Here is a 26,585-nt window from a genome sequence, read left to right as displayed (position 1 = left end):
GGGCGTGCAGAGCCCATGACACATGGTTACCCGGTCAACCCCTGCCCGCGCGCTCCACCCGTTCCAGCGTCACCACGCGCCACGCACACAAGCTGCCGAGCACCGCCAGCGCAGCCGCCGCGGTGAACATGGTGCGATAGCCGAAGGCCTGTGCCACCGCACCGCCGAGCAGCACACCCAGCACGCCGCCGAAGCCATAGCCGATCACCGTGAACAGCGCCTGCCCCCGCCCGCGCAGTTGGCCGGGAAAGCGGCGCGACACCACCGCGATGCAGGTCGTGTGATGCGCCGCGAAGCTCAGCGCATGCAGCCACTGCGCCACGATCAGCGCAGCAACGAAGCCGCCCAGCCCCGCGGTAAGGCCCAGCCGCGCGACGGCGGCGATGGCGCACACCAGCATCCAGCGCGGCATCGGCAGCAGGCCGATCAGCCGGCCCTGCAGGAAGAACCACACGATCTCCGCCACCACCGACAGCGCCCACAGCAGGCCGATGGTGCTCTTGCTGTAGCCGATGGAGTCGAGGTAGAGCGAAAAGAAGGCGTACACCGAGAAGTGCGACATCACCTGGAAGAACAGCGCCGCGAAGAACCACCGCACCGCGGGGTTGCGCAGCACCGGGCCGATGGGCACCTTGACGGCGTCATGCGCCGCGGGCGGCTCGCGCAGGTCGGGCAGCTTCATCGTCGCGATCAGCACGATGGCCAGCGTGCCGGCGGCCCAGGCCGGAAAGTGCTTCATGCCGAAGCGCTCGAACCATTCGCCGGCAAAGAACACGGTGACCAGGAAGCCGGCCGAACCGCACAGCCGGATGCGTCCGTAGCGGCCCCAGTCGCCTGCCACGAGCTGTGCCATTGCGGCCTCGGTGAGCGACATCATCGAACTGGTGTGCGTGAACATCACGAGCAGCACCAGCGCGAGCCACCAGGCGCCGCCGTGCCACCAGAGCCCGAAAGAACTGGCCAGCGCCACCGCCGCGCTGAAGCGAAGCAGCTTCACGCGCTGCCCGGTGTGGTCGCTCAGCGCGCCCCATGCATAGGGCGCGAAGACCCGGGTGATCGACTGCACCGAGGCCAGCAGGCTGATGGTGAAGATCGGCAGCCCCAGGTCCTTGAGCCACAGCGGCAGGTAGGGATTGAAGAAGCCGATGTGCGCGAAATAGCTGGCCGACAGGCCAGCGAACGCCAGCAGATGGCCGCGCCCGGCGGCCACGGACGCCGGCGCGGACACTAGAGGAAGGACGCCTTGGGCGAAGAGGCTTCGGTCTTCTCGGCCGCGTTCTGCTGTTGCTGCTCCACATCGCCGCACTGCGCGCGGTTGCGCAGCGCGTGCTCCATCACCACCAGTGCCAGCAGCGACTCGGCGATGGGCGTCGCGCGGATGCCCACGCACGGGTCGTGGCGGCCCTTGGTGACGACCTCGACCGGGTTGTTGTGGATGTCGACGGACTGGCGCGGGCTGATGATCGAGCTGGTGGGCTTGATCGCGATGCTCACCTCCAGGTCTTGCCCGGAGCTGATACCGCCCAGGATGCCGCCTGCGTTGTTGCTCAGGAAACCGGTGGGCGTGATGGAGTCGCCGTGCGTGGTGCCGCGCTGCACGACGCTGTCGAAGCCGGCGCCGATCTCGACCGCCTTCACCGCATTGAGGCCCATCATCGCGTAGGCGATTTCGGCATCGAGCTTGTCGTACAGCGGCTCGCCCAGGCCCACGGGCACCTTGGTGGCCGTGACGCGGATGCGCGCGCCGCAAGAATCGCCGGCCTTGCGCAGGCGGTCCATGTAGTCCTCCAGCGCGCTCACGTCGGCGACGGGTGCGAAGAAGGGGTTGTTGGGCACGTGGTCCCAGCTCTCGAACGGAATGGCGATCTCGCCGATCTGCGTCATGCAGCCGCGGAAAACCATGCCGTACTTTTCGGCCAGCCACTTCTTGGCGACCGCGCCGGCGGCCACGGTGGGTGCGGTCAGCCGGGCCGAGGAGCGCCCGCCGCCGCGCGGATCGCGGATGCCGAACTTCTTCCAGTAGGTGTAGTCGGCGTGGCCGGGACGGAACTGCTGGGCGATCTGCCCGTAGTCCTTGCTGCGCTGGTCGGTGTTCTGGATCAGCAGCGCGATGGGCGTGCCGGTGGTCTTGCCCTCGTAGACGCCGGACAGGATCTGCACTGCATCAGGTTCGTTGCGCTGGGTGACGTGGCGGCTGGTGCCGGGACGGCGACGGTCCAGGTCGGCCTGGATGTCGGCCTCGCTGAGCTCCATGCCGGGGGGGCAGCCGTCGATGACGCAGCCGATGGCCGGGCCATGCGACTCGCCGAAATTGGTGACCGCGAAGAGTGTTCCGAAGGTGTTGCCGCTCATGGCCGGGATTATCCCTACAAAGCGGCGCCCCCTCAGCCGGTCGTGCTTTCGGGCGCGTTTTCCATGCGCTTGCTGAGCACGCCCAGCTGCAGTTCGATGGAGAACAGCCGCTCGTTCAGTACCGCCGTCTGGAGCCGGATCGCCTCGATGATGGCCCGGGTCTGCGGGTCGGGGGCGTTGTCGCAGAGTTCGGCCAGGTCATGCAGCTTCTTGCGCAGTTCGTTGCTCATGGAAGGCTCCGGTGATCGATCGCATCGTTGGATGCCGCCAGTATGGGGTTTCGTCAACGCTCCGGCAATGCGGCCGCACCCGCGGCATCGAATGGATGCACGCGCGGCGGCGCGGTGACGCGAGCGGTGTGTGGGGGGCAGCTCAGGTGGTCAGGACCAGCCAGCTTTCGAGCTTGACCAAGGCGCCACTCCAGCCATGACGGTGCGCGTCGCGCGCGGCCTCGTCGAAGAACTGCTCGTGCAGCAGCACCAGTTCGCAGCCTGCGGCATCGGGCTCGATGCGCACCGTGACACGCGACTCGCGTTCCGGCGTGCTGCGCCAGGCCCAGCTGAAAACCAGCTTGCGGTTCGGCACCACCTCGAGGTAGGTGCCGCTCACGTCGTGCGTCTCGCCGTCGTTGGCGAGCATCTGTACGCGGAAGCGGCCGCCCACGCGCAGGTCGACCTCGGCGATGGGCACCGCGACGATCTCCCGCGGACCGAACCAGAGCTTCAGCGCTTGCGGGTCGGTCCAGGCGCGCCAGACTTTTTCGGGCGAGACGCGGTAGTGGCGCCGGAGGGTGAGCGCGGGGCGCTCGTCGGGGCGTTCTTCGGTGCCTCGGGGGTAAGGGTTCGCCATTCGGTTTCCTCCTGGTGGTGGAGAAAGCGCGCCAACGCATCGAGGTGCCCGCTCCAGAATCTTTCGTATCGCGACAACCACACGGCGGCCTCCTGCATGGGCCGGGGGGACAGCGCGCAGCGCACGATGCGGCCCTCTTTCGTGCGAGAGATCAGGCCGGCGTCTTCGAGCACGCGCAGATGCTTCATGAAGCCGGTGAGCGACATGCTGTGCGGCTCGGCCAGTTCGGTGACGCTGAGGCTGCGCTCGCCCAGGGTCTCGAGCACCCTACGGCGGGTGGCGTCGGAGAGCGCGGCGAAGACCGCGTCGAGGGTACCGGGGTCGGAATCTGCGGTTGAGTGAACCATGCGGTTGAGTATCTTGGAAGGCCCGGAGGCCCGTCAAGCCACGCTGCGCGGTGTCGCGGAAGCCGTCAAACTGGCAGCCCAGCCATCGTCCGGAAAGGAGCACTGACGTGAATGACGTGATGCCAGACAGCACCGCAGCACGGGTCGCCTTGTGGCGTGCCCTTCATCTCGAACTCGACGCGCCTGCGCATGTGCTGGAGGACGAAATCGGCCTCCGGCTGCTTGCGCCCGACAAGGACTGGCGCAGCCGCGCAGACATGGACCCGCAATTCACGCGCCCCTTTCGCGCCTCCATCGTGGCGCGGGCCCGCTTCATCGAGGACCTGGTGGTGGAACAGGCCGGCCGGGGGTTGGAGCAGTACGTCATCCTCGGCGCGGGCCTCGACAGCTTTGCGCAGCGGCGGCCGGAGCTTGCATCAGGCCTGAAGGTGTTCGAAATCGACCCGCCGGGTCCACAGGCATGGAAGCGCCAGCGGCTCGTCGAACTGGGGCTGGGCGTGCCCGAGTGGCTGCGCTTCGTGCCGGTCGATTTCGAGGCGGGCGGCTCCTGGCGGCACGGGCTCGCGGCAGCGGGATTCGATGCAGGCAAGCCGGCGATCGTGGTGTCCACCGGCGTCAGCATGTACCTCGGCAAGGAGGCGAATGCAGCCACCTTGCGCGAGGTCTCGAGCTTCGCTCCCGGTTCGACCTTCGCCATGACCTTCCTGCTTCCCCTGGACATGGCAGACCCCGAGGTGCGCCCCGGCCTGGAGATGGCCGCGAAGGGCGCACGGGCCAGCGGCACCCCCTTCATCAGCTTCTTCCCGCCGCCGGACATCGTGGCGCTGGCCCGCGAAGCCGGCTTCAAGGAAGCGCGGCACGTGTGCGCGGACGACCTCGCCCGGCGCTACTTCGCGAACCGGACGGACGGCCTTCGCCCGCCAGCCGGCGGGGAGGAACTGCTGGTGGCGAGCACGTAGGCCGCGAAGGCCGGGTACCGGACGATATGCTCGCCTTCGACATACCGGCACCCGACGAAGGAGAACCATCGATGCCCGACCTGCGCCAGCTGTATCCCCCGATCGAGCCCTACGAGAGCGGAATGCTCGACGTGGGCGACGGCCACCGCATCCGCTACGAGCGGGTGGGGACGCCCGGCGCCAAGCCGGCGGTGTTCCTGCACGGCGGCCCTGGCGGCGGCATCTCGCCCGATCACCGGCGGCTGTTCGATCCGGCGCGCTACGACCTGATGCTGTTCGACCAGCGCGGCTGCGGCCTGTCGCAGCCGCATGCCGGCCTGGAGGCGAACACCACCTGGCACCTGGTGGCCGACATCGAGCGCCTGCGCGAACGCGCGGGTGTCGACAGCTGGCTGGTGTTCGGCGGCTCCTGGGGCTCCACGCTCGCCCTCGCCTATGCACAGAAGCACCCCGAGCGCGTGAGCGAACTGGTGCTGCGCGGCATCTACACCGTGACCCGCGCCGAGCTGAACTGGTACTACCAGTTCGGCGTGTCGGAGATGTTCCCCGACAAGTGGGAGAAGTTCCAGGCCCCCATTCCCGAGGCCGAGCGCGGCGACATGATCGCGGCCTATCGCAAGCGGCTCACCGGCGACGACCCGGTGGCGCGCCTCGAGGCGGCGCGTGCCTGGAGCGTGTGGGAGGGCGAGACCATCACGCTGCTGCCGAGCCCGGCGCTCGCCGAAACGCATGCCGGCGATCATTTCGCGCTGGCCTTCGCGCGGCTGGAGAACCACTATTTCGTGCACGACGCCTGGCTCGAAGAAGGTCAGTTGCTGCGCGATGCACACCGGCTGCACGGCATTCCCGGCGTGATCGTGCACGGCCGCTACGACATGCCCTGCCCCGCACGCTTCGCCTGGGCGCTGCACAAGGCATGGCCGCAGGCCGAATTCCACCTGGTCGAAGGCGCAGGGCATGCCTACTCCGAGCCCGGCATCCTCGACCGGCTGGTGCGCGCGACCGACGGCTTCGCGAGGCGCTGAGCCAGGCTTGGCGGGAACGCTTTATGCGTGCTGCGGCGCAGCATCATCACCCCCGCGAAGGAGCGCCCCATGCTGGACCGTACCGCCACCCAGTTCTCCCACGTCAAGCCCGGTGACACCGAGTTCGTCTCGGGCGGCTTGCGCGACTTCTTCCTCTACCGCGACCTGGGCATCGCCGAGGCCACCAACGGCAAGGTGATCGCGCACCTCGTCAAGGCCAACATGGCACCGGAAACGGGCACCGGCTGGCACCGCCACGAAGCGGACTTCCAGATCGTGATCATGGTCAAGGGCTGGGCCCGCTTCATGTACGAGGACAAGGAAACGCTGGTCGAGGCCGGCGACGTGGTGCACCAGCGCCCGGGCATCCGGCACTTCCTGTTCGACTACTCGCCCGACATGGAGTACCTGGAAATCGTCTCGCCGGCGGACTTCAAAAGCATCGACGTCGAGCCGGTCTGCGAGATCCCGCCGCCCACGCCCTGGAAGTAGCCAACATGCGGCAATCCGACTGCCGGTTGGAAGAAAGCTGTCTTCCACCTGACCTGTAAGGTAAAGAAACCCGGCTGTATCGCCCATCAAACACCTGCCTCACGGGCTCTACAAATAAGATTCATTCGCAGCGAGAATTTCCGTCGGTGGTGCTTTTGTTTGCACCACATCGGCCCGGGCCGTGTCGCCCGCGCACCCTCCGGAAAGCTCGCAATGAACCGTTTCTCGTCTTCGACACGCCGCCGCACACCTGTTGCGCTCGCACTTGTCGGCCTTGTTTCCTCCCTGCCCGCGGCGTTTGCGCAGCAGGCCCCGCAGCCGGCCGCGCCAAGCAGCACCGCGAGCTCGCCTGCCCCGGGCACATCGGTGCCGACCACGCTGCGCGAAGTCCAGGTGCAAGGCGCGCAGGACAAGACCGGCTTCGGCGCAAACCCCGCGACCATCAGCCGCCTGCCGGCCGACCTGCGCGATGCGCCGCAATCCGTCACCGTGATCAACCAGGCCGTGATGCAGTCGCAGGCCGCAACTTCGCTGTCCAGCGCGCTGCGCAACGTGCCGGGCCTGACCATCGGCGGCGCCGAGGGCGGGCAGATCGGCACCAACATCAACCTCAACGGCTTCTCGGCCCGCACCGACCTGTACCTGGACGGCGCGCGCGACCGCGCCCAGTACTACCGCGACACCTTCGCGCTCGAATCGGTCGAGGTGCTCATGGGCCCCTCGTCGATGCTGTTCGGCCGCGGTTCCACCGGCGGCATCATCAACCAGGTGACCAAGAAGCCGTCGCTCACGCCGGCGGGCGAAATCTCGGTGTCGGCCAGCACCACGGGCCTGGTGCGCTCGACCGTCGACATCAACCGTCCGCTGTCCGACACCTCGGCCTTCCGCATCGCGGCCATGGGCCAGCAGGGAGACGCCAGCACGCGCGAGCAGACCAAGCTGAAGGACTTCGGCCTGGACGCCTCGCTCAAGTTCGGCATCAACACGCCGACGCAAGTCACGCTGTCGGCGCTGGTGCAGCACAACCGCGACCAGCCCGACTACGGCGTACCGCCGCTCAGCGGCCATCCGGCCAAGGTCGACCGCGACCAGGCCTACGGCTTCAGCGACGACCGCACGATCTCCGACATCCAGGCCTTCGGCGCCCTCGTGCAGCACAAGATCACGGCCGACACGTCGATCCGCAACCAGACGCAGTACAACGACGTGACCACCGACGCACGCGAGACCGCGCCGCAGTCCATCGGCACGCTGTCGTCGAAGAACGTGTTCACGCCCTTCTCCACCGGCACCACGGCCGTGCCCGCCGCCGCCTTCTCGTCGCTGCCGCTGAACACGCTGTGGGTGCGCCAGCAGAGCCACGACCGCACGATCCACGACAAGTCGCTGTTCAACCTGACCGAGCTCAGCACCAAGTTCGACACCGGCTCCGTCAAGCATTCGCTGCTCGTGGGCCTCGAGCTGGGCCATGACACCTACGAGAACCAGGCCTACTACCGCAACGGCACCTGCAACGGCGTGGCGCTGAACCCGGCGGGCGGCACCAGCGGCTATGCCGCCTGCTCGCCGCTGCTGGCACCCTACCAGGGCAACACGCCGAGCACCGCGCCCAGCCTGCCCGGCAACCTGGCCACCGCGAGCGCCACCACGGTGGCCGGCTACGTGAACGACACGATCGAACTCAGCCCGCACTGGAAGCTGGTGGCCGGCGTGCGCCAGGACCACTACCGCGCGAGCATCTCCAACAGCATTCCCACAGCGACCACGCTGGCCTCGGAAAGCCAGACCGTCGACTTCACCAGCGTGCGTGCCGGTGCCATCTGGCAGCCCACGCCCGAGCAGTCGTACTACGTGTCGTACAGCACGTCGTTCAATCCCTCGCTCGAGCAGCTCGTGGCCACCACCGGCAGCACGCAGCCGTTGCCGCCCGAGAAGAACAAGGCCTACGAACTCGGCGGCAAGTGGGACCTGAACGACGGCAACCTCTCGCTCACGGCCGCCGCGTTCCAGATCACGCAGACAAACGCACGCGCGCAGAACAACGACGGCACCTACAGCGCGACCGGCACGATCCGCGTGAACGGCGCGCGCGCCGGCGTGGCCGGCCGCGTGACCGACAAGCTGCAGCTGTTCGGCGCCTACACGCACCTGGACGCGACCATCACCGACGGCATCGCCCCCGGCACGCTCGGCAAGGTGCCCGCCAACACGCCGAAGGATGCGGCCAGCCTGTGGGCCACGTACGCCATCACGCCCGAATGGGAAGTCGGCGGCGGCACCACCTACAGCGCGAGGCGCTATGCCAACAACACCGACCTCGTGGAGGTCGGCGGCTACGTGCGGCTCGATGCCATGCTGGCTTACCATCAGCCCAGGTACGACATCCGGCTGAACCTGTTCAACCTGGCCAACCGCCACTACTACGACGCATTGATCCCCTCGGACGGCGGCCGCGCGGTGCCGGGCTCGGGACGGGCCGCCACGCTGACGCTCACCTACCGCCTCTGAGCATCCAACCGAAGAAAGACGCTCCGCCATGCTGGTCTGCATCCCCGGTGTCCTCGACCGTGAAGCGCTCGCCGCGGTTCGCGCGCGCCTCGATGCGGCCGGCGACGCCTGGGTCGACGGCCGCGTGACGGCCGGCCACCAGGGCGCGCCGGTCAAGTTCAACCAGCAGATCGACGAAGGCTCGGCGGTGGCGCACGAGTGCCAGTCGATCGTTGCAAGCGCGCTGGAACGCCACCCCACGTTCATCAGCGCGGCGCTGCCCAACCTGCTGTATCCGCCGATGTTCAACCGCTACAGCGAAGGCATGCGCTTCGGCCTGCACGTGGACGGCGGCGTGCGCATCGACCCGCGCACCGGCCGCAAGCTGCGCACCGACCTGTCGGCCACGCTCTTCCTGTCGGAGGCCGACAGCTACGACGGCGGCGAACTGCAGATGGAAGACACCCACGGCATGCAGACCGTGAAGCTCGCGGCCGGCGACATGGTGCTCTACCCCGCCACCAGCCTGCACCAGGTGACGCCCATCACGCGCGGCGTGCGCGTGGCCTGCTTCTTCTGGGTGCAGAGCCTCGTGCGCGACGCCGGCGACCGCGCACTGCTGTTCGACATGGACAACGCGATCCAGCGGCTCAACCAGAGCGGCGCCGACGAATCGGCCCGCCGCACGCTGGTGGGCACGTACCACAACCTGCTGAGGAAGTGGAGCGACACCTAGCAGCCGGCTGTCAGCGCCCGATGAAACGCGGCGCGCGCTTCTCCATGAAGGCGGCCACGCCTTCGCGCGCATCGGCACTGCCGGCACGTTCGCGCAGCAACTTGTGCTCCATCGCCAGGTGTTCGTCGAAGGGCCGGCAGGGCGCGCCGGCGCACAGGGCCTTGATGCCGGCGAACGACGCGCTCGCCCCCTGAGCCAGCCGTGCGACGAGCGCCTCGCTGGCGGCGGCGAGTTCAGAATCGGCGTGTACCGCGTCGACCGCGCCCCATGCAAGGCAGCGCTGGCTGTCGACGGCGTCGCTCAGCATCAGCAGTTGTTGCGCGCGAACGGGTCCGACGCGGCGCGAGAGAAAGTAGGAAGCTCCCGCGTCAGGCGACAGCCCGATGGCCGCATAGCCCGTTCGCAGCTTCATCGATTCGGCGGCGAGCACGAAGTCGCCGCACAGCGCGAGCCCCACGCCTGCACCGCCCGCCGGTCCGTTCACCGCCACGACCAATGGTGCCGGGTTCGTCGAGAGCCGGAGCAACGCGGGGTGCAAAGGTTCGAGGATGTCGTCCACCAGCGCGGGCAAGCCTTCGCCCGCCGCCACGAACTCCTCTATGTCGCCGCCCGCGCAGAACACGCGTCCTTCGCCGGTCAGCAGGATTGCGCGCGGCTTGCGGGTCAGCACTTCGTCGATGGCATGCACGAGAGCACGGCTGCTCTTCAGGCCGATCGCGTTCGCGCGCTCTGGTCGCTTCAGCACGATGCGGCCTATGTCGTCTGCTACTTCCCAGCCGATGCCTTCTTCTGTGTTCATCTCTTTTGCTCCGACTTCGAGTTGCTTGTTGTTGGGGTGTGTGCACAGGCCACCGGGTACTCCCCTCCGCGAATGTCCCCCGGCCTTCGGCCTCCTCCTTTATTTCGCTGCGGGGAGCACCCGGTGCCCTGTGCACGATGGACGCAGCGCTTGTGCGAGCCTATCAACAAGTGCTCTGAGCGAGCCCTGAAGAAGAACGCCGGCAAGATCAAATCCCCGTAAGCCCCCCGGTACACATCAAAGTCTGCCCACTCACATAGTCCGACTCAGGTGCACACAGCAGATACACGGCCCCCGCAGCCTCTTCAGGCGTACCGCCGCGCCCCAGGGGAATCGACTGCTCCATCATCGACAGCAACCCCGGGTTGATGCCCACCTTGATCTCACGCCCCTCGATGTTCGCAGTCGTCGCTTCAGCCGTGCTGGCGGTCAGCCGCGTCTGGATGAAACCGAAGGCCACGCAATTGACGGTGACGTTCATGCGCCCCCACTCCTTGGCCAGCGTCTGCGTCATGCCCACGATGCCCGCCTTGGCCGTCGAATAGTTCGCCTGCCCCGCATTGCCGAACAGCCCCGCCACCGACGAGATGTTGACCACCTTGCGCACCACGCGCCGGCCGGCCTCGGTCTCGGCCTTCGACAGCGCGCGGATCACCGGCTGCGCCGCGCGCAGGATGCGGAACGGCGCCGTCAGGTGCACGTCGATCATGGCGTACCACTGCTCGTCGGTCATCTTCTGCACCACGCTGTCCCAGGTGTAGCCGGCGTTGTTGACGACGATGTCCAGGCCCTTGTATTCGTTCACCGCCGTGCCCACGAAACGCTCCGCAAAGTCGGGCGCCGACACGCTGCCGACGCAGGCCACGGCCTCGCCGCCCGCCGCACGGATGGCCTGCACGGTTTCCTGCGCCGGGGCCTCGTCAAGATCGTTGACGACGATGCGCGCGCCTTCCGATGCGAGCTTGAGCGCAATGGCCCGGCCGATGCCGCGGCCCGAACCTGTGATGAGGGCGACCTTGCCGCCGAGCTTGGGTGTCATGTCTCTGGTCTTTCTTCGGTTGATCTCAACGCAGCGCGACGAGCGCCTCGCCCGCGATGCGCGTCTGTCCGTACTGGTTGGCGCTGAGCACCTCGACGCGCACGCAGCGCTCGCCGTCGTGCTCGAGCTTCTCGACCACGCGCCCGCTGCATCGCACCGCATGGCCGAGGTGCGTGATGCCCTGGAAGCGCACGTCGAAGCGGCGCAGCTGCGATTGCGGCGCCCACTGAGTGATCAACCGGCCGAGCCAAGCCATGCCCAGCATGCCCTGCGCGAACACGTCGGGCATGCCGGCCTTGCGTGCGAAGTCGGTGTCGATGTGAATCGGGTTGTGGTCGCCCGAGGCACCCGCGAACAGCGCGAGCGTGGTCCGGCTCACCGGCGGCAGTTGCAGCGCGGGCAGCTCGTCGCCGATGTTCACGGCGTCGTAGGTGGGTGCGGCCATGGGCATGGGCTCCTTCAATGTCGGCAGACGATCACGGTGCGCAGTTCTGCCACCAGTTCGTCGCGCTGGTTGGTGGCGCGCGAGGTCTTGATGACGAATTCGAGCGCGCCGTTCTTCTTGTCGTAGATGTCGGTGATGGTGGAACGCACCGTCACCGTGTCGCCCACGCAGGCCGGCCGGTGGTAGCTGAAGCCCTGCTCGCCGTGCAGCAGTTTCGACAGCGGAATCTCCAGGTCGGCCAGCAACCGGTCGGACGCACCCGAATCCAACTCGGCCGCGAACAGGAAGGTCGGCGGCGCGGGCAGGTCGGGGTAGCCGGCATCGCGCGCGGCGGCGGCATCGGTGTAGACGGGGTCGGTCTCGCCGATGGCCTTGGCGAAGAACTGCAGGCGGGAGCGCTCGATGGGCAGCACGGAGGGCGGCAGCTCATGGCCGATCCATTTCTTGTCGATCATCGCCAGGCCTTTCAAACGCGCTCGTAGAGCGTCACCACGCAGGCGCCGCCCAGCCCGAGGTTGTGCTGCAGCGCCAGCCGCGCGCCTTCCACCTGCCGCTTGTCCGCCGTGCCGCGCAACTGCTGTACCAGCTCCGTGCATTGCGCCAGCCCGGTCGCTCCGAGCGGATGCCCCTTCGACAGCAGGCCGCCCGAGGGGTTGGTGACGACCTTGCCGCCGTAGGTGTTGTCGCCGTCGACCACGAACTTCTCCGCGCCGCCCACCGGGCACAGGCCCAGCGCCTCGTAGCTGATGAGTTCGTTGTGCGCGAAGCAGTCGTGCAGCTCGACCACGTCCACGTCCTGCGGGCCGACGCCGGCCGCGTCGTACACCTTCTGCGCGGCTTCCTGCGCCATGCTGAAGCCGACCACCTCGCGCATGTCGCGGCTCTCGAAGGTGATGGGCCGGTCGGTGGTCATGGCCTGCGCCTTGATGCGCACGCTGCGGTCCAGCCCGTGGCGCTCGGCAAAGCGGGCCGAGCACACGATGGCCGCCGCCGCGCCGCAGGTGGGCGGGCAGGCCATCAGCCGCGTCATCACGCCGGGCCACATGACGGGTGCGGCCATCACTTCGTCTTCGGTGACGACGGTGCGAAACAGCGCCAACGGGTTGTTCGACGCATGCCGGCTGGCCTTGGCGCGGATCTTCGCGAAGGTGGACATCTGCGTGCCGTATTGCTGCATGTGCGCGAGCCCGGCGCCGCCGAAGTAGCGCAGCGCCAGCGGCACTTGCTCGTTGCCGACCAGCTCGTCGGTGATGCTCTCGAAGTGATCGAAGGGGCTGGGCCGGTCGTTGAACACCGCGCCCAGCGCGCCGGGGCTCATGTGCTCGAAGCCCAGCGCCAGCACGCAGTCGGCGGCGCCGCTGGCCACCGCCTGGCGCGCCAGGAACAGCGCGGTCGAGCCGGTGGAGCAGTTGTTGTTGACGTTGACGACCGGAATGCCGGTCATGCCCACCTCGTAAAGCGCGCGCTGGCCGGCGGTGGAGTCGCCGTAGACGTAGCCCACATAGGCCTGCTGCACCAGTTCGTAGCCGATGCCGGCGTCTTTCAGCGCGGCATTGGCGGCGTGGCTGGCCATCTGCGGGTACGGCTGGTTCGCGCCGGGCTTGGTGAAGGGGATCATGCCGACCCCGGCTACATAGACGTCCTGACTCATGAAAGGCTCCTGGAAATTGATGGAATGAATGGAAGAAGACCGGGTTCAGGCCACGCCGCGCTGGCGCCCCTGCCAGAAGGGTTCGCGCAGCTTGGTCTTGAGCACCTTGCCCGCGCCCGACAGCGGCAGCGCGTCGAGCACGGCCACGCTGCGCGGGCACTTGTAGCTGGCGATCAGGGTCTTGCAGTGGGCGATCAACTCTTCCGGCCGTATGCCCTGGCCCGGCTTGAGCACCAGCGCCGCATGCACGGCTTCACCCCACTCTTCGCTCGGGATGCCGATGACCGCGCAGGCGGCCACGGCCGGATGCTGGTTGATGGCGTTCTCCACCTCGGCCGAGTACACGTTCTCTCCGCCGCTGATGATCATGTCCTTGAGCCGATCGACCACGAAGATGTAGCCGTCGTCGTCCATGTAGGCGCCGTCGCCGGTGTGCATCCAGCCGTCGCGCACGGCGGCGGCCGTCTGCTCTGGCTTGTTCCAGTAGCCCTGCATCACGTTGGGGCCGCGCACCGCCACTTCGCCGACGGTGCCCCGCGGCACTTCGGCGCCGTCGGCGTCGACGATGCGCACTTCCATGCAGTAGCTCGCGCGGCCGGCCGAGCGCAGCTTGCCGCGCTTGCGCCCTTCGGCCGTGTGGTTGCAAGGAGGATTGATGGTGGCGATGGGCGACAGCTCGGTCATGCCGTAGGCCTGCGCGAACTCCACGCCCGGAAAGGCCGCCATCGCGCGGTTCAGCACCGCCTCGGAAATCGGCGAGGCGCCGTAGGTGATGCACTTCAGGCTGCTCAGGTCGCGCGGCTCGCGCATCGAGGGGTGGTCGACCAGCATCTGGATCATCGTCGGCACCAGCAGCGCATGGGTGACACGATCGGCAGCAATGGCGTTGAGCACGGCATCCGGGCTGAACGCCGGCACGATGGCATGCGTGCTGCCCTGGAACCAGTGCGGCGTGGCCAGCCCCATGTCCGCCAAGTGGAACATCGGCGCGGCGTGCAGGTAGCAGGAGCCGGGCGGCGCCAGGCCTTCGCCGAGCGCCGCGAAGCCCGAGGCGCAGATGTTGGTGTGGCTCAGCATCACGCCCTTGGGAAAGCCGGTGGTGCCGCCGGTGTAGAAGATGCCGGCCAGGTCTTCGTCGCGGCGCGCGGCGTCGGGCACCGGCGCGGCTGCGTCGATCAGCGCCTCGTAGCCGTGCATGCCGGCGGGTTGTGCTGCGTCGCCGCAGTAGATCACCTCGCGCAGGCTGGTGGCCTGGCCGCGCATCTGCTCGACCAGGGCGCGGAAGGTCTCGTCGACCAGCAGGATGGTGGAGCCCGAGTCTTCCAGCGAATACAGGATCTCCGCGGCCGACCAGCGGATGTTGCAGGGGTTGAGCACGCCGCCGCCCCAGGGCACGGCCATCTGGTATTCGAGGTAGCGCCCGGAGTTGAGCGCCAGCATGGCCACGCGGTCGCCAGGCTGCATGCCCAGCCGCTGCAGGGCGCCCGCCAGGCGGGCCACCCGGTCTGCGTACTCGCGGAAGCTGCGGGTGCGGCCGGCAAAGCGCACGGCCACCTTGTCGGGATGCTGCTGCACGCTGCGGTGCAAGGACTGGGTCAGGTACATGGCGAGTGTCTCCGTCTCTTTCTTGTGTGGCCGCATCGTAGGAAACCGGCCCCGCCCCGGCGATTGCTTTTCGCTTCGATCGCATTGCAGAAAACGTCAATCGACACAGTGGCATGCTTGGGGCCTGATCGCCACGCGCCCATGCTGCAACCGCCAGTCACCATTCCGATCGCCTTCGTACAGGGCATGCTCTCGGGCATCCGTGCCCGGGGCCATGCCGCGCCCGTCGACGTGGATGCGGCGCTGGAAGACGCGGGCATCGCGCCGGCGCTGCTCGACGCGCCGGGCGCGCGCGTCACGGCGGAGCAATACGTGGCGCTGTTCACGCTGCTGATGGAGCGGCTCGACGACGAGGCGCTGGGCTTCCTGTCGCGCCGCCTGAAGCGCGGCAGTTTCGCGCTGACGACGCGCGCCACCCTGGGCGCGCCCACCTTCGAAGTGGCGCTGCGCCGCGTGGCACATACCTTCGGCCTGCTGCAGGACGACCTGACGCTGGTGCTGCTGCACGAAGGGCCGCTGGCCGGCTTCGGCCTGCGGCTGAACGATTCCGCTGCGGTGCAGCAGAACTTCCTGCACGAGCTGATGCTGCGCGTGTACTGGCGGCTTCTGGCCTGGCTGCACGGCGGCCGGCTGGCGGCGCGGCGTTTCGATTTCGGCTTCGAGCTGCCGCCCTATGCGGACGGCTACGCGAAGGTGTTCCCTGGGCCGCTGCAGTTCGGCCAGCCCTGCACGGCCGTGTGGTTCGACGCCGGCGCGCTGCAGACGCCGGTGCATCGCGACACGCAGGCCATGAACCTGTTCCTCGCGGCCGCGCCGGCCAACGTGATCTTGCCCCCGCTGGCGGAGCAGGCGGTGAGCGCGCGCGTGCGCTCGGTGCTGCAGCAGAAGCGGCCTACCTGGGCCGACCTCGCGACGGCCGCGAGCAGCCTGCACATGTCGGTCAGCACGCTGCAGCGGCACCTGGCGACCGAAGGCACCTCGTTCCAGTCTTTGAAGGACCAGCTGCGGCGCGACCTTGCCATCGTGCGGCTCAATACCAGCACCGTACCGCTCGCGGCGCTGGCGGAAGAGCTCGGCTTTGCGGACAGCGCCGCGTTCCAGCGGGCCTTCAAGGCTTGGACGGGCGGCGCGCCGGGTTCGTACCGGCGGCGCCGCGAGGCGGGCTCCGAAGAGTAAGGAGTGGCCCGCGTGGTTCAGCCCCCGGCAGTTACCACTTCACCCGCACGCCCAGCGAGCCGTTGATGCCGCTCCTGACCTTGGTGTCGCCGCCCGACGACCACAGCTTTCCCACTTCGCCATAAAGGCTTGTCGACTGGTTCAGTGTCAGCGTGAAGCCGCCCGCCAGCTCGGTGCTGGTGCCGCCGATCGGTGCCGCGATGTCGGTCGAGGTCGTGCCGTTGACGAAGCGCGCCACGTCCGTGCCACGGGAGGTCTTGTAGACGTTCACGCGGCCGTACGGCTGCAGCATGCCCATGCCGGTATCGATCTCGCCCTTCACTCGCACGCCCGCACGGGCGAGCCAGCCGCTGTCGACCTGGGGCTGGACCACAGCGCCCAGGATGGCCGAGTTGCTCAGGTCCATGTGCTGGTGAATGAGCTGCAGCTGCGGCTCGACGGTCCAGCCGCTGGCACCGATCGGGAAGGCCTGGCCCACCTCGATCGAGCCCAGCAGGCTGTTGCCCTTGCCGGCCGCGCCGATGCCCAGCAGCGGCTCGACCGTGTAGCGGTGGCGGCCCGACTGCACCACGGCATCGGCATAGAAGCCGCTGTCGCCGGTGTAGGTGCCGTACACGCCCACGTACTGGCTGCGCAGGTCGTTGCGGCCCACGCTCAGGTTGCTCACGCCGCTCGCATAGCCGCTGACACGCGCATCGCCGTCGAGCTGGCCGACGTAGATGCCGGCGCGCCAGTTGGGCGTGGCGAGCAGGTCGGTGCCGGCCTGGAAGCCGCTCAGGCGGCCCTTGCTGGTGGGAGAGACGGTGCCGCCCTGCTGGATGTCGATGTCGGTGGACAGCACACGGGCCCAGGCGCGGCGCTCGGAGCCGGTCGAGGTGGTTGCGGTGCCCTTCGGGTCGTCGTCGCCCACGCGCTTGCGCAGGTCGCCCAGCATCGCGAGGCTGCCCTGGCGCAGCTGGTTGGGCAGCGCGGCATAGAGCGAGGTCTCGGGGCGGTAGTAGGTCACGCCCTTCTGCGCCGAGCGCAGATACCAGTTCTCGCCCTGCCCGAGCGCGTCGGCGGCATACAGGCGGTACTCGAACGCGCCGGCATCCACGTGGCCGCCCGCGAGCGAGAACGCGTCCTTGGTGGTCTGCGCGGTGGTCTTCGCACCGTTCTGCGCGGAGATCACCTCGATGCCGTTGCCGTTGGTCAGCGCGCCCAGGCCGCCGATGTTGGTGATCTGCACCGTGGTGTTGCCGCTGGCCGAAGCGTTGGGGCCGTTGAGGATCAGCCGGTCCGAAGGCGGGCCGTTGAAGTAGAGCGTGGTGCCAAGCTTCAGCACGCCACCGTTGCCCACGTACGCGCCGTTCACCGTCAGCGTGGTGCCGGGCACGCTGCCCACCAGCGACACGGTGCCGCTGTTGTTCAGCGAAGCCACGGTCTGGCTGTAGCCCGCCAGGTCCAGCGTCGCACCTGAGGCCACGCTGTGCGCCGAGGCGGCGCTGAATGTATTGGCCGCGCCGGCCCGCAGCGTGCCCTGCGCCACCTCGGTCGCGCCGGTGTAGCTGTTGGCGCCCGACAGCGTCAGCGTGCCGGTGCCGATCTTGGTGATGAAGCCCGCGCCGCTGATGGCGCCGCTCAGGCCGGCGTCGAAGACGCCCGTGTCGATGATCGGATCGCTGTTGCCGGTGAAGCGGATCGCGTTGGCGACGGTCATGCCGGGCGCGGTGAAGCCGATCTCGGTGCCGTCGTCCATCGCCAGTTCGCCGGTGCCCAGCGCCTGGGCATTGCCGAGGTTCAGGCGCCCCTTGAGCAGCGCGGTGCCGCCGGTGTAGGTGTTGGCGCCCGACAGCGTGAGCGTGCCCGTGCCTTCCTTCACCAGCGAACCGCCCACGCCCGAGATCACGCCCGAGATTTCGGTGCTGGTGTTCAGGCCGCCCGTGGTCAGCGTCTTGTTGCCCAGCAGCACGCGGCCGCCGCCTTCCAGCGAGCCGATGGAGGTGCCCGCCGTCGTGAGGCCGCGGATGTTGACCACGGCACCCGCCTTGTTGACCACCGTGGCCTGCGCGGCAGTGGCGCGGTCGCGGATGTCGAGCGAAGCGGTCGCCTCGTTGACGATGGTCGCCCGGCCCGCCGAGCCGTCGTCCCAGATGTTGGTCGAGCCGCCCGCCGAGTTGACGATGCGTGCGTTGCCCGCGGTGGCATGGTCCCACACCGTGACGCTGCCGCCGCGGTTGTCGAACACGGCATCGGCGGCCGTCGAGTTGCCGGTGAAGGTGACGCTGCCTCCCTTGTAGTTCAGGAAGCTCGCGCGCTCTGCCGAGCTGCTGTCCCTGAAGTCGATGCCGCCGCCGTTGACGCCGGGGCTGGCGGCAGCGGTGGTGAAGCGCAGGTCGCCCGCGCCGGCATTGCCGTTGAAGGCCAGGTAGCCGTTTGCATTGACGTTCACCGGGCCGGTGCCCAGCGCGCCGCTGACGTTCGCGCTCACGCTGCCGCCGTCGATGCTGGTGCCGCCGGAGTAAGTGTTGGCGGAGGACAGCGCCAGGTCGCCCATGCCGATCTTGCGCAGGCTGCCCGAACCGCTCATCGTGCCGCCGAAAGTGCCGCCGGTCGACTGGTCGAAGGTGACGTTGGCGTTGTTGACGATGTCGCCCTGCAGGCTGGTGGTGTTGCCCTGCAGCACGCCGGCAGACACGACGGTGCCGCCGGTGTAGTTGTTGGCGCCGGTCAGCACCAGCGTGCCGTAGTCGTCCTTTGTCAGGCCGCCCGCGCCGGTGAGCTGCGAGGCGATGGTCGCCGTCATGGAAGCGCCCGAGCGCGTGCCGTCGCCCACCTTGATGACGGTGTGCGCGTTGCCCAGCGTCAGCGCATCGCCCTGCACCACGTAGCCGTCTGAGAAGAATTGCGCGCCGCCGATGCTGATGTCGCCGCCGCTGTTGTCCACGGTGACGGTGCCGGCGGTGCCGCCGAACATGGCGAACTGGTTGGGCTTCCAGGTGGCGTTGTAGCCGCCTTCGCTGTTGGTCCAGCTGTCGTTCGGGCTGCCGGGGCTGCCGATGCGCCAGGTGCCCGAGCCGCCGCCCACGTTGCCGTTGTTGACCGTGTCGCCGCCGTCCCAGAAGCCGAGCTGCACGCCGGTGCTGTTGATCAGGTTGACTTCCTTGGCCACGCTGGTCTGCACGTACAGGTCGCCGGCGACGGCCGGCGTGTTGCCGATGTTCAGGCCGTTGTCGGTCAGCGAGCCGGTGTACTTGACGAGGCGGTACAGGCCGGGCCCGAAGCTGCCGCCGGCCGTTTCCGTGACGTTCAGCGTGCCGCCGAGTACCAGGTTGCCGTTGACCTGGATCAGGTCGTTGAGCGGGTCTTCGCCGACGGCGCCGAGCTGGTAGTTGAGGAACGAGCCTTTGTCCATGCTCAGGTCGCCGGTGGTCAGGGTGCCGAGGCTGTTGCCCGGGGCGAGCGAGCCGCCGCTGGCCACGTTGACCGCGCCGCCGATGGTGCCGCCGCCGGCCAGCGTGGCGCCGGAGCCGACCTGCACGTTGCCGCTGCCGGTGGCGCTGCCGCTGGTGTTGTTCACCCGCAGCGTGCCCCCGTTCACCCAGGTGTTGCCGGCGTAGTTGTTGGAGCCCGTGATCTCGAGCTCGCCCGCGCCGTTCTTGGTCAGGCTGCCGGCGCCGCTGACGGTGCCGGTGAAGCTCGAGTCGTCGGAGCGGTCGAAGACCAGGTTGCCGTTGGCGGTGACCGCACCCGTGAGCGTGCCGCTTTCGCCGCCGTTGCCCACCTGCAGCGTGGAGCTCTTTCCGATGACGGTGCCGCCGCTGTAGCTGTTGGTGCCCGCGAGGATCAGCGTGCCGCTGCCGTTGCTCGTCAGGCCGCCGGTGCCGCCGATGTCGCCGGCCACGGTGAGGCTGTCGGAGCGGTCGAACACCAGTGCGGCGTTGTTGGTGATGTTGCCGGCGATGCTGCCCGTGGTGCCGCCGTTGCCGACCTGCAGGGTTCCCGCCTCGATGGTGGTGCCGCCCGTGTAGCCGTTGGTGCCGGTGAGCGTGAGCGTGCCGGCGCCCGACTTCGTCAGGCTGCCCGTGCCGGAGATGCCGCCGGCATAGGCAATGTCGTCGGAGCGGTTGAACTGCAGCACGCCGTTGTCGACGATGTCGCCGCTGATGCTGCCGGTGGTGCCGCCGTTGCCGATCTGCAGCGTGCCCGCGCTGATGGTGGTGCCGCCGCTGTAGGTGTTGGTGCCGGTCAGCGTCAGGGTGTCGGTGCCGCCCTTCACCAGCTTGCCCGCGCCCGCGATGACGCCGCCGAACAGGCCGCCCGCGAGCGTGGTGGCCTGCGAGCTCTTGGAGCCGGTCTGCAGCGTGCCGGCGCCCTGGATGTTGCGGATGGAGACGTTCTGGCTGTTCAGGTCGAGCGTCGCGCCGCTGTTCACGGTGGTCGAGGCGATGTTGCCGAGGACTGCGCTCACCAGTGACCCGTTGCCCACGCGCAATGTGCCGCCTGCAACGACCACGGCGGCGGTGGTGTCCACCGTGGCGCTGTTGCCGGCAAGGCTGACGACACCCGTTTCGGTGGCGCTGCCGAACGTGGCGGTGGCGTTCGCCCCCAGGTTGAGCGCGCCGCCCAGCGTCAGCGTGCGGTTGGTGGCCGCGGCGATGGTGCCGGCCGTTCCGGCCGCGAAGCTCACGCCGTTGGAGAAGGTCATGGTCGACGTCGCGGCCAGCTTGCCGCCGGCCATCGTCAGGCCGCCGTTGCCGAGTGCGCTGGCCGCCGCAACCTGCAGCGTGCCGCTGTTGACCCTGGTGCCGCCGGCATATGTGTTGGCGCCAGAGAGCGTGAGCGTGCCCGTGCCGCTCTGGGTCACGCTGCCGCTGCCGCTGATGGCGCGCGTGAAGTTCATCGCATTGGAGCGGTTGAACACGAGCGACGCGTTGTTGGTGATGTTGCCGTTGTCGATGCTGCCGGTGGTGCCGCCGTCGCCCAGTTGCAGCGTCCCGCCGCTGATGGTGGTGTTGCCGCTGTAGCTGTTGGCGCCGGTCAGCACCAGGGTGCCTGCCGTCGTCTTCACGAGCTGGCCGGTGCCGGTGATAGAGCCCGCGAAGTTGCCGGACTGCACCGTGGTGGTCTGCGCGGGGAAGTTGCCGGTCCTGGTCTTCAGCGTTCCGGCGCCCTGCAGGTTGCCGATGGTGACGCTGTAGCCGTTCAGGTCGAGCGTGGCCCCGGTGTTCACCGTGGTGGAAGCAACGTTGGGGAAGATCGCCGCGGCGCGGGAGGCGTCCGCCACCTGCAGCGTGCCGCCGGCCACGACGACCGCGGCACTGCCGGAGACGATGGTGGTGCCGCTGTCCAGGCGGACGGTGCCGTTTTCGGTCGTGCTGCCGAAGACGGCGGTTGCACTGCCGTTCAAGGCCAGGCTGCCGTCGATGTCGAGCGTCTTGCCGGTGGCGGCGGCAACGGTGCTGCGCTGGCCGGCCGCGAATGCCAGGCTGTTGGCCAGGGTGAGGCTCGACGTGGCGGCGAGCTTGCCGCCGTCGAGCGTGACCGTGCCGGAGCCCAGTGCGCCGGCCGTGCCGATCTGCACCGTGGTGCCGTTCCTGATGGTGGTGCCGCCGGCGTAGGTGTTGGTGGCGCCCAGCGCCAGCGTGCCGCCGCCGTCGGCCGTGAGGCTGCCGGCGCCGGAGATGACGCCGTTCAGCGCCAGTTGCGCGGGCGTCGCGCCGGTGCCGTCGACATTGACCGCGAGGTTGCCCGTGGGCTGGAACTTGCCCGTCAGCGTCCACTTGCTGCCGCTGGCGGCATTGATGCTCGAGAAGCCCTGGAACGCGTCGCTCTCGGTGTTCGTGCCTTCCAGGAACAGCTTGTTGCCGGTGCCCTGGGCGACCACGCCGCCGTTGAGCACCGAGCCGGCCTTGAGGGTGAGCGAATTGTTGCTGCCGCCCATCTGGATCGAATTGGCACGCGTCACCCCGTCGCCCGCCAGGCCGCCTGAGATGGTGCCGCTGTTGACGATGGTGAGATTGCTGCCGACGATGCCCGCCCCGCCCTGCGCATACGCGCCCGGTTGCGTGCCGCCCAGCGCGCCGCCTTCGCCATTGCCGCCTGCGCCACCGTAGACCGTCGCGTTGGTGCTCGGGTAGGTTCCCCGGGTCGCCAGGCCCGTGCCGCCGTTTCCGCCCGCGATGGTGCCGGCGTTGGTGATCGTCACGCCGCTCGTGGGTACGACCAGCACGCCCGCGCCGCCGCCGCCGCCGGCACCGGTCAGCGACGAGGTGTTCGCGACCACGCCGCCGCCGTTGCCACCATTGCCGCCGACGAGCGACCCCGTCGCCTTGACCTCGAACGACTGCTGGGTGGCGAGCACGCTGCCGCCACCCCCGCCGCCGCCGGCACCGCCCGGGTTCGAGCGGTTGTAGCCGCCGGTCCCGCCGTTGCCACCGCTGCCGGCCTTGATCGTGGTGGTGACAGGAGTGGAGCCGGTCCGGTTGGAACCACCACCGCCGCCGCCGCTGCCGTCGAGCCGGTCCGGGGTAGAGCCGCTCGCCGCCGCGGTGCCATTCGCTCCATTGGCGCCGAGGGCGCCGCCGACGGCGCCCGCGGCGGACTGATCGCCCCGCCCGCCGCTGCCGCCCGCCCCGGTCGTGCTGCTGCCCGCCGTTTGCCCCGTGCCATAAATGCCGTTGCCAAGGAAGCCCCCGCCACCGCCATCACCCCCTGCGAACGACGGCCCCGCCAGCATCAGCAGAGATGCCGCGCCCGCCGCCAGCGCCACCGCACGTTGGCTCTTCTTGCCCCGGGCATGGGTGTTCTCCGAAACGGCCACCCAGGCGCCAAGCGCGGAGTTCCAGATGCTGCGATGAGCTTTGTTCATTGTTCTATAGCCTTTGAAAAGGGTTGCGAATGCACCAACGAAGTGCAAGTGGTCAGTGATTGTTTATTTTTGTTAACTAACTGCTTCCTGGATATAACCAATATTGGTTATTCGTTAACCTTTCGGGCTTCCCGAGTTTTCGGAAACTTCCGGAAATACAGCACGCCCCGGCGCGACAATCCGGCCCATGGCCACCTCTTCAGACCTCCCGCCCCTCAACCGCCAGTTCGTCGCCCACTTCGGCGAAATGGGCAGCAAATGGGGCATCAACCGCACCGTCGGGCAGATCTACGCGCTGATCTTTCTGTCGGAGCGCGCGCTCAACGCCGACGAAATTGCCGAGTTGCTCGAGTTCTCGCGCTCGAACGTCAGCATGGGTCTGAAGGAACTGCAGGCCTGGCGGCTGGTGCACCTGCGACACCACGCAGGCGACCGGCGCGAATACTTCGAGGCGCCTTCCGATGTGTGGGAAATCTTCCGCGTGCTGGCCGAGGAGCGGCGCCGCCGCGAGATCGAGCCCACGCTCTCGATGCTGCGCAACGCCCTGCTCGAATCACCGACGAGCGATGCCGAGCGCCACGCGCAGGAGCGCATGCGCGAGATGCACGACCTTATCGACCGGCTGATGAAGTGGTTCGACGATGTTCAGCGGCTCGCGCCCGAGACCGCCATGAAGCTCATGGGCATGGGCGCGACGGTGACGAAGGTGCTGACGCTCAAGGACCGGATCACCGGCGGCGCGTCGAAAAAGAAAAATCCCGCGGCCGACTGACGCTGCCGGGACCGCGGGTTCTGCTGCGGACGGGCGGCCCTGCCGCCCCGAGGGCTAGAGCCGCTCCTGTCCTTGCGACGATTCAGGCGTCTCGAGCTTGGCCTTGCGCACGGCATCGTCGTCCATGAGTTCGTACCACATGGCGTTGAGTACGGCGAAAGCGGCTGCCAGCGGCAGGCCGAGGATCCAGGCGAAGTACCACATACTTTTTCCTCCGTTCGTTCAGTAGGCGTGTCCGCTCTCGTCGCGGATGGCTTGCTCGTCGACCTTGCCCCAGAGCACGTGATAGACCCAGCTGGTGTAGGCCACGATGATGGGAATGAAGAAGGCCGTGACCACCAGCATGATGAACAGCGTGAGGTGGCTCGACGACGAATCCCACACCGTGAGGCTCGCGCGCGGGTCGATCGACGACGGCAGGATGAACGGGAACATCGACGCGCCCACGCTCAGGATGATGCCGGCGATGCCGAGCGCCGCAGTCAGCAACGCGAGCACCGGGCGGCGCAGCGCGAGGCCGAGCAAGGCCCCCAGCGCGCCGACGAAGCCGGCCACCGGAGCCGCCAGCGTCCACGGATGCGCCGCGTAGTTGGCGGTCCATGCGCCGGCATGCAGCTCGACCGTCTTGAGCATCGGGTTGGACGGCCCCACCGCATCGATCACGCTGCTGATGCGGTAGCCGCCGATGCTCGTGGCCAGCAGCACGCCGGCCAGCGCATACAGCGCGATGGTGAGCATGGCGGCAACCATGCCGTAGGTGCGTGCACGCTCGGCCACCGGCCCCGCCGTCTTCAGCAGCAGCCATGAGGCGCCGTGCATCACCAGCATTGCCACCGACACCAGCCCGCACAGGATCGCGAACGGATTCAGCAGGCCGAAGAAGCCGCCGTCGTAGAAGATGTGCATGTCGGCGTTGAAGCGGAACGGCACGCCCTGCAGCACATTGCCAACAGCCACGCCGCAGATCAGCGCGGGCACGAAGCCGCTGAAGAACAGCACCCAGTCCCAGCGCGCGCGCCACTGCGGCGACTCGCGCTTGCTGCGAAACTTGAAGGCCACCGGCCGCAGGATCAGCGCCGTGAGAATCACGAACATCGCCAGGTAGAAGCCCGAGAACGACACGGCGTACAGCTGCGGCCACGCCGCGAAGACCGCGCCTCCACCCAGGATCAGCCACACCTGGTTGCCTTCCCACAGCGGCCCCACGCTGTTGATGACGACGCGCCGCTCGATGTCGTTGCGCGCCGCAAAAGGCAGCAGCATGCCGCTGCCCAGGTCGAAGCCGTCGGTCACGGCAAAGCCCACCAGCAGCACGCCGATCAGCAGCCACCAGATGAAGCGCAGGGTGTCGTAGTCGAGGAGTGTGTGGAGTGTCATGCTGCGCTCCCGGTGGAAGGCGAAGGAATGGCCGCGCCCGCGTGGGCCGGCGGAATGTGCGAGAGCGTGTCGCCCTCGTCGGGCGCATGCTCGGCTTGAGGCCCCTTGCGGATGGCCTTGAGCATCAGCTTCATCTCGATGATGAGCAGCGTGGTGTAGATCGCGATGAAGCCCGCGAGCGTGAGCAGCAGCGTCTTCACGCCCAGGTTGGACACGGCCACCGCGGTCGGCAGCACGCCTTCGATCACCCATGGCTGGCGGCCGAACTCCGCCACCAGCCAGCCCGACTCGATGGCGATCCACGGCAGCGGAATAGCGAACACCGCTAGCTTCAGCAGCCAGCGGTAGCTGTCGAGCTTGCGGCGCGCCGAGAGCACGAAGAAGGTGCCCGTCAGCAGGATCAGCAGCATGCCGATGCCCACCATCACGCGGAACAGCCAGAACAGCGGCGCCACCTGCGGCACGGTGTCCCATGCGGCCTTGGTGATCTGCTCGTCGGTGGCCTGGCGCGGGTCGTCCACGTAGCGCTTGAGCAGCAGCGCATAGCCCATGTTGATGCCGTTGTCCTCGAAGTCCCCGCGCACGCCCTGCGTCACCTTGCCGGTGCCGCCCGCCTCGCGGATCTTCTGCAGCGCGTCGTAGGCCTTCAGGCCCTCCCGGATGCGGACCTCGGCGCGCTTCACGAGCTCGTCGATGCCGGGCATCACCGTGTCGAGCGAGCGTGTGCCGATCAACCCCATCACCCCGGGAATGTGGATGGCGTAGTGCGTCTCGCGCGCCTCCTGGTCGGGAAAGCCGATGACGGTGAAGGCGGCGGGCGCGGGTTGCGTTTCCCACATGGCCTCGATGGCGGCGAGCTTCATCTTCTGGTGTTCGCCCGAGAGGTAGCCGCTCTCGTCGCCGAGCACCGCCACCGACAGCGCGGCGGCCAGGCCGAACGAGGCCGCGACGGTCATCGAGCGCTTGGCCAGTTCGAGGTGACGGCCCTTGAGCACGTACCAGGCCGACACGCCCAGCACGAACACGGCGGCGCACACATACCCCGCCGACACGGTGTGCACGAACTTGGCCTGCGCCACCGGGTTGGTCAGCACGGCGGCGAAGTCGGTCACTTCCATGCGCATGGTCTGCGGGTTGAAGGCCGCGCCCACGGGGTTCTGCATCCAGCCGTTGGCAATGAGAATCCACAGCGCCGAGAAGTTGGAGCCGATGGCCACGGCCCAGGTGGCGATCAGGTGGCCCACCTTCGAGAGCTTGTCCCAGCCGAAGAAGAACAGCCCGACGAAGGTCGCCTCCATGAAGAAGGCCATGAGCCCTTCGATGGCCAGCGGCGCGCCGAAGATGTCGCCGACGTAGTGGCTGTAGTAGCTCCAGTTCATGCCGAACTGGAACTCCATCACGATGCCGGTGGCCACGCCCATCGCGAAGTTGATGCCGAACAGCACGCCCCAGAATTTCGTCATGTCGCGCCAGATGACGCGCCCGGTCATCACGTAGACCGTCTCCATGATGGCGATGATGATCGAAAGCCCGAGCGTCAACGGCACGAACAGGAAGTGGTACAGCGCCGTGACGGCGAACTGCAGGCGCGATAGCGCAACGATGTCGAGGTCCATGGGGGTTC

At 68.3% G+C, this 26,585-nt stretch carries 21 protein-coding genes and 1 pseudogene; 7 read left to right on the top strand and 15 right to left on the bottom strand.

The window, feature by feature from the left end:
* Positions 1–34 precede the first annotated feature (34 nt).
* From ACQY8B_RS06745 to ACQY8B_RS06725, 5 genes and pseudogenes are all read right to left on the bottom strand, one after another.
* Positions 35–1,228 carry an MFS transporter gene (locus tag ACQY8B_RS06745; RefSeq protein WP_422085984.1) on the bottom strand — a complete coding sequence of 398 codons (1,194 nt, stop codon included), beginning with the start codon at positions 1,226–1,228 and terminating at the stop codon, positions 35–37.
* A complete protein-coding gene (aroC, locus tag ACQY8B_RS06740) occupies positions 1,228–2,352 on the bottom strand; it encodes a chorismate synthase (protein ID WP_422085983.1) in 1,125 nt (374 codons plus the stop codon). The genes ACQY8B_RS06745 and aroC overlap by 1 nt, the downstream gene beginning before the upstream one ends.
* Positions 2,353–2,384: 32 nt before the next feature.
* On the bottom strand, positions 2,385–2,582 hold the full coding sequence (locus ACQY8B_RS06735; protein ID WP_422085982.1) for a hypothetical protein: 198 nt from the start codon (positions 2,580–2,582) through the stop codon (positions 2,385–2,387).
* A gap of 142 nt (positions 2,583–2,724) precedes the next feature.
* On the bottom strand, positions 2,725–3,201 hold the full coding sequence (locus ACQY8B_RS06730; RefSeq protein ID WP_422085981.1) for an SRPBCC family protein: 477 nt from the start codon (positions 3,199–3,201) through the stop codon (positions 2,725–2,727).
* A gap of 149 nt (positions 3,202–3,350) precedes the next feature.
* Positions 3,351–3,548, bottom strand: a pseudogene (locus ACQY8B_RS06725) (ArsR/SmtB family transcription factor); the annotation flags it as partial.
* Between the two features lie 119 nt (positions 3,549–3,667).
* Here ACQY8B_RS06725 and ACQY8B_RS06720 point away from each other — a divergent pair.
* The 5 genes from ACQY8B_RS06720 to ACQY8B_RS06700 all read left to right on the top strand — a co-directional run bounded on the left by ACQY8B_RS06720 (position 3,668) and on the right by ACQY8B_RS06700 (position 9,247).
* On the top strand, positions 3,668–4,507 hold the full coding sequence (locus tag ACQY8B_RS06720) for a class I SAM-dependent methyltransferase (protein ID WP_422089163.1): 840 nt from the start codon (positions 3,668–3,670) through the stop codon (positions 4,505–4,507).
* 71 nt (positions 4,508–4,578) lie between these two features.
* Entirely contained in the window at positions 4,579–5,532 is a 954-nt protein-coding gene (gene pip / locus ACQY8B_RS06715; RefSeq protein ID WP_422085980.1) for a prolyl aminopeptidase, read from the top strand.
* 69 nt (positions 5,533–5,601) lie between these two features.
* On the top strand, positions 5,602–6,024 hold the full coding sequence (locus ACQY8B_RS06710; protein WP_081267020.1) for a cupin domain-containing protein: 423 nt from the start codon (positions 5,602–5,604) through the stop codon (positions 6,022–6,024).
* A gap of 213 nt (positions 6,025–6,237) precedes the next feature.
* On the top strand, positions 6,238–8,532 hold the full coding sequence (locus ACQY8B_RS06705) for a TonB-dependent receptor (protein WP_422085979.1): 2,295 nt from the start codon (positions 6,238–6,240) through the stop codon (positions 8,530–8,532).
* Between the two features lie 28 nt (positions 8,533–8,560).
* Positions 8,561–9,247: a Fe2+-dependent dioxygenase gene (locus ACQY8B_RS06700; protein WP_422085978.1), complete on the top strand. Its 687-nt coding sequence runs from the start codon at positions 8,561–8,563 to the stop codon at positions 9,245–9,247.
* 10 nt (positions 9,248–9,257) lie between these two features.
* Here ACQY8B_RS06700 and ACQY8B_RS06695 read toward each other — a convergent pair whose 3' ends face one another.
* The 6 genes from ACQY8B_RS06695 to ACQY8B_RS06670 all read right to left on the bottom strand — a co-directional run bounded on the left by ACQY8B_RS06695 (position 9,258) and on the right by ACQY8B_RS06670 (position 14,786).
* Positions 9,258–10,046: an enoyl-CoA hydratase/isomerase family protein gene (locus ACQY8B_RS06695; protein ID WP_422085977.1), complete on the bottom strand. Its 789-nt coding sequence runs from the start codon at positions 10,044–10,046 to the stop codon at positions 9,258–9,260.
* A 208-nt stretch (positions 10,047–10,254) separates the two neighbouring features.
* Positions 10,255–11,085 (bottom strand): SDR family NAD(P)-dependent oxidoreductase, encoded by an 831-nt coding sequence (locus ACQY8B_RS06690; RefSeq protein WP_422085976.1) that lies wholly within the window; start codon positions 11,083–11,085, stop codon positions 10,255–10,257.
* A gap of 25 nt (positions 11,086–11,110) precedes the next feature.
* Positions 11,111–11,530 (bottom strand): MaoC family dehydratase, encoded by a 420-nt coding sequence (locus tag ACQY8B_RS06685; RefSeq protein WP_422085975.1) that lies wholly within the window; start codon positions 11,528–11,530, stop codon positions 11,111–11,113.
* A 14-nt stretch (positions 11,531–11,544) separates the two neighbouring features.
* On the bottom strand, positions 11,545–11,985 hold the full coding sequence (locus tag ACQY8B_RS06680; protein ID WP_422085974.1) for a MaoC family dehydratase N-terminal domain-containing protein: 441 nt from the start codon (positions 11,983–11,985) through the stop codon (positions 11,545–11,547).
* Positions 11,986–11,996: 11 nt separating this feature from the next.
* On the bottom strand, positions 11,997–13,181 hold the full coding sequence (locus ACQY8B_RS06675; RefSeq protein WP_422085973.1) for a lipid-transfer protein: 1,185 nt from the start codon (positions 13,179–13,181) through the stop codon (positions 11,997–11,999).
* A gap of 45 nt (positions 13,182–13,226) precedes the next feature.
* Entirely contained in the window at positions 13,227–14,786 is a 1,560-nt protein-coding gene (locus ACQY8B_RS06670) for an acyl-CoA synthetase (protein ID WP_422085972.1), read from the bottom strand.
* A 141-nt stretch (positions 14,787–14,927) separates the two neighbouring features.
* On the opposite strand from ACQY8B_RS06670, the gene ACQY8B_RS06665 reads away from it, so the two are divergent.
* Positions 14,928–15,962 carry an AraC family transcriptional regulator gene (locus ACQY8B_RS06665; RefSeq protein WP_422085971.1) on the top strand — a complete coding sequence of 345 codons (1,035 nt, stop codon included), beginning with the start codon at positions 14,928–14,930 and terminating at the stop codon, positions 15,960–15,962.
* Positions 15,963–15,993: 31 nt separating this feature from the next.
* On the opposite strand, the gene ACQY8B_RS06660 is transcribed toward ACQY8B_RS06665, so the two are convergent.
* Positions 15,994–22,812: an autotransporter-associated beta strand repeat-containing protein gene (locus tag ACQY8B_RS06660; protein WP_422085970.1), complete on the bottom strand. Its 6,819-nt coding sequence runs from the start codon at positions 22,810–22,812 to the stop codon at positions 15,994–15,996.
* Between the two features lie 187 nt (positions 22,813–22,999).
* Here ACQY8B_RS06660 and ACQY8B_RS06655 point away from each other — a divergent pair, with 187 nt between their 5' ends.
* Positions 23,000–23,584, top strand: coding sequence for a GbsR/MarR family transcriptional regulator (locus tag ACQY8B_RS06655; RefSeq protein WP_422085969.1), 585 nt, complete (start codon positions 23,000–23,002; stop codon positions 23,582–23,584).
* Positions 23,585–23,638: 54 nt separating this feature from the next.
* Here the strand turns inward: ACQY8B_RS06655 and cydX are convergent, their stop codons facing one another.
* The 3 genes from cydX to ACQY8B_RS06640 are packed head-to-tail and all read right to left on the bottom strand — an operon-like array spanning position 23,639 to position 26,577.
* Positions 23,639–23,788 (bottom strand): cytochrome bd-I oxidase subunit CydX, encoded by a 150-nt coding sequence (cydX, locus tag ACQY8B_RS06650; protein WP_081267010.1) that lies wholly within the window; start codon positions 23,786–23,788, stop codon positions 23,639–23,641.
* An 18-nt stretch (positions 23,789–23,806) separates the two neighbouring features.
* Positions 23,807–24,961: a cytochrome d ubiquinol oxidase subunit II gene (cydB, locus tag ACQY8B_RS06645; protein WP_422085968.1), complete on the bottom strand. Its 1,155-nt coding sequence runs from the start codon at positions 24,959–24,961 to the stop codon at positions 23,807–23,809.
* Positions 24,958–26,577 (bottom strand): cytochrome ubiquinol oxidase subunit I, encoded by a 1,620-nt coding sequence (locus ACQY8B_RS06640; protein WP_422085967.1) that lies wholly within the window; start codon positions 26,575–26,577, stop codon positions 24,958–24,960. The genes cydB and ACQY8B_RS06640 overlap by 4 nt, the downstream gene beginning before the upstream one ends.
* Positions 26,578–26,585: the final 8 nt, after the last annotated feature.

It is taken from the genome of Variovorax sp. (assembly GCF_965279555.1).
In the GTDB taxonomy this organism is placed as follows: Bacteria; Pseudomonadota; Gammaproteobacteria; order Burkholderiales; family Burkholderiaceae_C; genus Variovorax.
The sequence above is the reverse complement of the archived record's forward strand: the minus strand, read 5'-3'. Positions and strand labels throughout refer to the sequence as shown.

Coding starts and splice junctions, on each gene's coding strand:
- aroC (WP_422085983.1), bottom strand. CDS start 2,352: ATGAGCGGCAACACCTTCGGAACACTCTTCGCGGTCACCAATTTCGGC.
- ACQY8B_RS06720 (WP_422089163.1), top strand. CDS start 3,668: ATGCCAGACAGCACCGCAGCACGGGTCGCCTTGTGGCGTGCCCTTCAT.
- ACQY8B_RS06680 (WP_422085974.1), bottom strand. CDS start 11,985: ATGATCGACAAGAAATGGATCGGCCATGAGCTGCCGCCCTCCGTGCTG.
- ACQY8B_RS06640 (WP_422085967.1), bottom strand. CDS start 26,577: ATGGACCTCGACATCGTTGCGCTATCGCGCCTGCAGTTCGCCGTCACG.
- ACQY8B_RS06670 (WP_422085972.1), bottom strand. CDS start 14,786: ATGTACCTGACCCAGTCCTTGCACCGCAGCGTGCAGCAGCATCCCGAC.
- ACQY8B_RS06660 (WP_422085970.1), bottom strand. CDS start 22,812: ATGAACAAAGCTCATCGCAGCATCTGGAACTCCGCGCTTGGCGCCTGG.
- ACQY8B_RS06655 (WP_422085969.1), top strand. CDS start 23,000: ATGGCCACCTCTTCAGACCTCCCGCCCCTCAACCGCCAGTTCGTCGCC.
- ACQY8B_RS06735 (WP_422085982.1), bottom strand. CDS start 2,582: ATGAGCAACGAACTGCGCAAGAAGCTGCATGACCTGGCCGAACTCTGC.
- ACQY8B_RS06690 (WP_422085976.1), bottom strand. CDS start 11,085: ATGACACCCAAGCTCGGCGGCAAGGTCGCCCTCATCACAGGTTCGGGC.
- ACQY8B_RS06730 (WP_422085981.1), bottom strand. CDS start 3,201: ATGGCGAACCCTTACCCCCGAGGCACCGAAGAACGCCCCGACGAGCGC.
- pip (WP_422085980.1), top strand. CDS start 4,579: ATGCCCGACCTGCGCCAGCTGTATCCCCCGATCGAGCCCTACGAGAGC.
- ACQY8B_RS06695 (WP_422085977.1), bottom strand. CDS start 10,046: ATGAACACAGAAGAAGGCATCGGCTGGGAAGTAGCAGACGACATAGGC.
- cydB (WP_422085968.1), bottom strand. CDS start 24,961: ATGACACTCCACACACTCCTCGACTACGACACCCTGCGCTTCATCTGG.
- ACQY8B_RS06685 (WP_422085975.1), bottom strand. CDS start 11,530: ATGGCCGCACCCACCTACGACGCCGTGAACATCGGCGACGAGCTGCCC.
- ACQY8B_RS06665 (WP_422085971.1), top strand. CDS start 14,928: ATGCTGCAACCGCCAGTCACCATTCCGATCGCCTTCGTACAGGGCATG.
- ACQY8B_RS06700 (WP_422085978.1), top strand. CDS start 8,561: ATGCTGGTCTGCATCCCCGGTGTCCTCGACCGTGAAGCGCTCGCCGCG.
- ACQY8B_RS06710 (WP_081267020.1), top strand. CDS start 5,602: ATGCTGGACCGTACCGCCACCCAGTTCTCCCACGTCAAGCCCGGTGAC.
- ACQY8B_RS06675 (WP_422085973.1), bottom strand. CDS start 13,181: ATGAGTCAGGACGTCTATGTAGCCGGGGTCGGCATGATCCCCTTCACC.
- ACQY8B_RS06705 (WP_422085979.1), top strand. CDS start 6,238: ATGAACCGTTTCTCGTCTTCGACACGCCGCCGCACACCTGTTGCGCTC.
- cydX (WP_081267010.1), bottom strand. CDS start 23,788: ATGTGGTACTTCGCCTGGATCCTCGGCCTGCCGCTGGCAGCCGCTTTC.